Source organism: Bacteroides sp. AM41-16, assembly GCF_003603495.1.
GTDB lineage: Bacteria > Bacteroidota > Bacteroidia > Bacteroidales > Bacteroidaceae > Bacteroides > Bacteroides uniformis.
On sequence record NZ_QTNE01000024.1, the window covers coordinates 77,499 to 83,907 of the forward strand.

5 protein-coding genes are annotated in these 6,409 nt (G+C 40.3%); all 5 read right to left on the bottom strand.

The genetic code is table 11. The features are described 5' to 3' along the window. Positions 1–62: 62 nt before the first annotated feature. Positions 63–1,445, bottom strand: a complete 1,383-nt coding sequence (gene mobV / locus DW896_RS18405) for a MobV family relaxase (protein WP_119993657.1) — start codon at positions 1,443–1,445, stop codon at positions 63–65. 211 nt (positions 1,446–1,656) lie between these two features. Continuing rightward, positions 1,657–2,682, bottom strand: coding sequence for a DUF6371 domain-containing protein (locus DW896_RS18410; protein ID WP_119993659.1), 1,026 nt, complete (start codon positions 2,680–2,682; stop codon positions 1,657–1,659). A gap of 114 nt (positions 2,683–2,796) precedes the next feature. Beyond that, positions 2,797–4,167: a DUF3987 domain-containing protein gene (locus tag DW896_RS18415; RefSeq protein WP_119993661.1), complete on the bottom strand. Its 1,371-nt coding sequence runs from the start codon at positions 4,165–4,167 to the stop codon at positions 2,797–2,799. Continuing rightward, positions 4,167–4,526 carry a helix-turn-helix domain-containing protein gene (locus DW896_RS18420; RefSeq protein WP_119993662.1) on the bottom strand — a complete coding sequence of 120 codons (360 nt, stop codon included), beginning with the start codon at positions 4,524–4,526 and terminating at the stop codon, positions 4,167–4,169. Before DW896_RS18420 ends, DW896_RS18415 begins: the two co-directional genes overlap by 1 nt. A 298-nt stretch (positions 4,527–4,824) precedes the next feature. After that, the gene (locus DW896_RS18425) at positions 4,825–6,357 is read right to left on the bottom strand and encodes a PIN domain-containing protein (protein WP_243634831.1); all 1,533 of its coding nucleotides are present in this window, start codon (positions 6,355–6,357) and stop codon (positions 4,825–4,827) included. Between the last annotated feature and the right edge of the window lie 52 nt (positions 6,358–6,409).

Below are 6,409 nucleotides of genomic sequence, written 5' to 3' on the forward strand. Positions count from 1 at the left end.
CTTTGTCAAATCACTACAAATATACAAGTTATTCAAGCAACTGCCTAATAAATGAATAGATATTATTGTCGTTTCAAGCCTTTGTGTTTCTTGTCGTTCCATGGTAATTCGGATGATGCGCCACCAGAACCTGTACCGACATGAGTTTGTGCCTGACCACCTGCTGCAAGTTCAAAAACAGCACCGAGCAGATTAGCTTGTGCCTCATTGACCTGTTCCTGCGGTTCAAATACTTCATTGATGAGTTCGTAAACAGTAGCTTCGTTTTTGCTGAACCGTTCCCATATCTCACTGAAATATTCTATATAAGTCCTTGTGTCATATTCTTCATTGCCAACTCTCGTCCAAATATGGATGGACGGATTTCTCATATTTGGAATATTATGATGCACAAGTTCTGCTCCGGATGAGAGTTGGTATCTGTGAGGATTGGCTTTGCGATCAAGCTGGTCAATGCGTTGGTTTTGCCTGTCTATAACAGAATCCTTTTCTTTGGATTTCCGTTCTGCTGATTCCGCTTGATGGATAGCCTTGTCTATTTCTTTTTGATATTCATTATGTAGTTGCTTAATCTCGGCTTTATGCTTTTCTTGCAACTGGGACTTTTCTGCCATGAGCGTTTTAATCCGATTTGTGAGTTTGGCAATCTGTTCGTCTTTGCTCGCAAGTTCTTTCTTAGCCTTAGCCAAATCACCTTTGCCAAACCACGACAAGACGGTACTTCTTCCTTCTTTTGCTTGTTCAACGTCAGCTTGTAATTTGGCAATGTCCTCTTCATACTTGCTCATCTGCTGCTTGTAGTATTCCGAATTCGCCTGATGCTTGGCGGTAGAGCCGACAATGCCACGTTGCAATCCGAATGGTCTCATAAATTCTGCATAGCTGTTCTGATATTCATGCAATTTGGATCTCCGCATCACATCATCTGCCGATAAGCGAGTCCCTGATTTCGTCTCATACTTCTTCTCGCCCTCACGTTTCTTACGAAATCGTTCTGTGATTACAATAGGTACGATAGTGGCATGTAGGTGTGGTGTTTTCTCATCCATGTGCAGCACACATGAAACAAGATTCTCACTTCCGAAAGTATCTTTTAGCCATTTCATATTGGCATCAATCCAATTATCCAGCTTGCCATCATTGGTAATCTTCATCATCTGTTCATGCGTTCCGGTCAGAATGATTCGGATGGCTTTCGTCTGATTCTTGCCAACCTTGCGGTGTAGTCCGGCATGGTCTATTCTGAATTGTATGGCTTCCGTCCTGTTCTTCACTCCGGCAGGAAATGCAACCAGTTCCCGATTAAGATGTGTCCTGCTCGCATCGGCATTGGCAGGAACATATTTCTTCCCCTTGGCATCCTTTCTTTCTATATGGCAGGTCACACCGGAGTCGTTGCCACTGCCACGTTGCAGGTGGCAGACTGCGTATTGTGTATTACTCATATCTCATTCATTTATACTGTTATACTTTGGTTCTATGGTTTGCAAAATCCCATCCATTGTGCCACGGGCAATCGGGTGTCGAGAGGGTGTCCCTCCGCTTATGGGCTTTTTTGCTGCCACTCGGAGAGTGAAAGCGGTGAAAATGCCCTAATAAGCTACGGGATTTTACAAACCCTTTTTCAAGGACAGCGAGCTGTCCAATCTCCAATTATCATATCTGTTCTGCATTCACCAATTCCAACCCCAATTCATCAATGAGCGTCTGCAAAGCCGGATTCCGCTGTATCATTTTGGATAAAATCATTTGCGGTGTGTCTTCCATCAGGAGGAAATCCGCAATGTCCAACCCTTTCTTGCGTTGCTCATCCGTAGCACATTGTTCTAATGTGTCACTTATTATCACTTTTGAGCAAACGGAGGAGAGCTTTGCCATCTTAGATTGCCAAATCTCTTTTGCTCCTAAGTCCGGACACAACATTACCGTCCGACCTTTTAATACCCTAATCGCATCTGCTTTGAAGCAGCCGTGCATTCCACCTGTAGCCAGCCATAAAAATTCAGGCATATAGTGAGTGGCTATCAAGGCAGACTTCTCACTCTCTACTATAGCAATCGGTTTAGCAGGATTGCCAGACAATAGATGTTCTCCAAACAAACACTGACTTAAATTGAAATCGGCAAGATTCAATTCGGTGTGTACCCAACTCACATAACTTCTCGGCTCTTTTGTCCGATGTCCTGTTGTTGAATCATATAACATTATCTTTCCAGTTCGCACATTGCCTTGCCTATCAATTTGCCAATAGACAGTAGATCCGCCCCATTTTTTTGAGGTGCCAACACGATATAAATGGAATATCCGCTTTGTTTCATCCTTGCCCAATATACCTGCCAGATAAATGTACAATGGATTCATTGTGTAGTTGGTAAGTGTTCGCTCCATTAGTTCCTTTTCAATAAAAGAAGTAGGTGGCAACGAATGTGACTGTGGTTTACTATGTTCAAAACTATAATTTGAGCCGTTTTCTATCAGTGTTGGATTATCTTTGAAATAATCAGAGGGCGTATAATGGTACTTGCATGATTGCTCATGGTCGCATCTGCCTACATAGTCAGGAAACGAAATCTCACCTTGTGTATCAACGTAACGGACAAAACATTGTTTCTTTCCGCACTGAGGACATGAAATTTTAGAGCCTCGCTTATATTTTTGAAGGGTAAATCGGTATTCATTCATGCTTGATGTTTTTTATAATTACAGTCCGTGCAGTTTGCAGTTCTTGCAGTTTTGCAGGAAAATAGTGTTAGGAAAGTGTAAACTGCAACAACTACAAACTGCAATAGGGATAGTTTATTGCAGTTTCTCATATTCACCTCTCTTAATCTTCTTGATAATCTTATTCGTAGTAAGGCTGACCAATGAGTACATTACAGAACGTTCGGAGAGACCCACTTCTTTTCCTGCTTGAATGGCATCGGCAGTTGTGAATGTTGCAGAAAGACAATCAAGCAATTCTTTCTTTTGAGGTTCAATACTCTCTACCAACATATATTTCTGAATGTCGGCATAGCAACCTTCAAAGTAATCGCTTAATGCAATAGCTGATTTGGTTGAGTCGATGTCCACAATTTTTTTATGAACCTCACCGCAAGCCCACCGAAGAATTTGCATAATCAAAGCCAATCGTGCTGTAATCATCGGAGCCTTCATCACTCTGCTATCCACCAGTCCATCATCTTGAATTTGATTGACTGCATGAATAGCGGCATTGCGCCAATTGGTAAAGTAGGCTTTGGCTTCCGAAGAAAAGTCCAAAATGTCAGGAACTATTTCTCCATCCTCGTTTACTATAAAAGGTAAACTCATCACTTTGTTGATGATATTTTCCCACATAGACGAGTATTTATCAAAAGTGGCAAAGGTGTTTCCTTCGTCCTGCCAATCTGATATTTCCTGTGAAGATGGATAAACGAAAATTATTCTATCAATCAACCCATTGTCCTTATAGCCTTTGTCTATAAGTTCGTGCATTCGGGTAGTCTGCATCGTACCTACCATATTTATAAAAGGATGCTCTATGTGAATAGGTATGGGCATACTGCATCTGGAAATGTCTAAAGGCTTTCCGCTGAATGCAGTCAATAACTGTTCAATAAGTTGCCCTTTGCTGTATTGGTTCACAGCATTGAACATTCCCATGATTTCATCCACATACACCACAATACCACGTTGGTTGTCATCAAGCGCACGCATTAAAGCCTCGGGGGTAAAGTCGGATATTACGGTTCTTCGCAAAATAGGTTTCTCTGGCAATGGAGCGCAATCTTCCTTCTTCCCTTTGTTACTCTCTATTATATTATTATACTGCTCCATTTCAGACTTGAATTGTTTGATAACTTTGGCATCATGCTTGCGAATTGGGCGAAATGCAAAATCCAAAGGTGGAGTCTTTCCCATTCCGGGGCGACCAACCAATATCATATAGAGGACAGGATTGCTTATCCAGCCACCACGAATACGGATATTGACAGCATTACCGATAGCAGTTGAAACTGCCGCCAAAAGAGAAGCCATCATATATTCAATGGAATAATTCTCTTGTCGTGCCAATGCCAATACCATATCCTGAATTTTAGCAGGAAAAGCATTCAAAGGAATCTTGTCTTCAAGAATCCCTCCAAATTCCATTCTGATTGCATTGCATAAATCGAGTGAATCCATTAGAATCGGTTGTTTCTTTTAGACTTTATGAATCGGGCGGCTTCATTTTCCAAGTCTTTTTCGGACTTAACCTTGCCATCTCGAAGCCACGCATCTATTTCTGATTTAAGAAACATGATGCGCTTTCCTCTTTTATGAAATGGAATTTGGTGACAACTCGTCCATCCATATACTGTTTGTTCCGCCGGATGGCTGGGTAGGTATTCGCACAGTTCTTTCAGGTTCATCCACTGGTCGGCAGGCCGTACTTGTGGGATGTTGTTCAAACTGTCAATCTTGGAATCAAGTTTATTGAGCTTGTCCATCATCCATGACATTGCCTTAGGCAAATCTTCAAATGTAATGTTCATGTCTTCCATATCGTTATCAGTTGATTTTGCTGCAAAGTAATGGCAAATTTCAATACTGATTTATGGATGGCAAATATCACATAAAGAAACATCAGCAGGTCATAAGAATCATAAGCTATATGCACTGATTATCAGTGGATATAATGACAAATTCCATTATTAGATTTTTTCGTTTATGCCTCTCGACATAAGGGAATCATCATCGAATCATAAGGTTGTGAAGATAAAAATGTATAGAAACAGAAAGCCACCCACATGAAAGATACAGATGGCTTACAGAATAGGAAATCAATGTCGCTTTCTATACTTAGCGTAAATTATTTTTTAGAAATTTCTTAAGCGAGATTGTAGTTATACCCAATAGCTTAGACTTAAGTTGTAGCCCATTGTCTGATGTAAGCATAATTGGATTCTGTTCTTTATACTTTAATGCGACTGATAATATCATATTGTCAGGTGAACGTTTATCAAAGTCATCTGGCAATAAAGAAGTATCTGCGAACTCGTATAAAATCTCATGCTGTGACTCATTATTAAGATTGCGTAAAGCCTTCTCCGCGTTTTGTCTTCGTTCTTCAGTTAATTTGATTTTCATCTTATCGAGCTCATCCGTCACCTTTGCAGACAAGATGATAGGATACTTTCTGTCAATCTTAGAAATAATATCGGGATAGTCCACAAAAACATTAGTATCAATGATATAATAGTTTTTCTTTGTTATACTTAATTCCTTCTTTTTCCGTTCAAATTGAGAAAGGTCAATTTTACCTACAACTCTCAACCCTATTGTGGAGGAGACCGTTGATACTGTTTTTTCTTCAGATATAGGTTGGACTATAGGGGCTGATGATTCTGACTCTTGCAAATTAGTTCTCCATACATTTGTTTTACCATCAAACTTATCACAATTATCTATAAACTGTAATACTGTAGGTGATACAGTGTGAAATTCGTTAAGAGGCATATCTGAAATAATGAGAGTCGTACTAAGCGAACGGCTTGTTGCTACATTAAAACGTCGATCTTCTAGTGCGAAACCCGGATTCCTTCCAGGAATGTATAGAATAGCATAATCAACAGTCATACCTTGGATTCTATCTATCGTTTCGATAGTTATATCCAGTTCAAGGTCAGACGTACAGAAACGTTTCTGCAGTTCCTTTACAGAATCTCTAAAAGGTGTTATGATAGCTAAAGAACGATCAGGATAAAATTTTTCCAGCTTTTCAATCACATCTCGTATAATAGCATCTGCTTTATCTGAATAAACTCCATTGCGGACATCTAGTGTACAATGGTAAAGTACACCGCCATCTTGTGGAAATAAGACACTATTCGCTTTGGTAAAATCTAAATAGTCTTGCTTCACAGACACAAAACGATTTCCGTAAAAGCATTTTGTAAGGGAGGCAGATCGACTCGTGAGACGGAAAGTGGTTACTATACGATAAGATTTTATCGATGTCCCCAGCGCCATAGACTTCAATCCTTCAACTTGTGTTGCCACATTCCACGAATTATATTGTGGATTGTTAAGTTTCACGATAGGTGGCAACTGCATAGGATCACCTACAATTAGGCAATCAATCCCCAACTGCTTAAACGCAACTATAGCCGTGAGAAAAGCCTGAGAAGCTTCTTCTATGACTACCAAATCGTATTGTGGCAAACCATACAGAGTCATCTTCTTTTCGCTAAAAACACTTGACAACTGATAGTTTGTCGCACAGAGCATTTCGCCACCAGGAACCTGCAAGTCGGCAGAGGCAGCTTTTACACCAGACACCTGTTTGCGTTCGTCAATAGAGAGATTTGTCTTGCTGACACGACCTTCCTTCACATACTTCGGTAGTGTAAAATAAACTGTGTCACGCATTATTTATCTCTAGAAA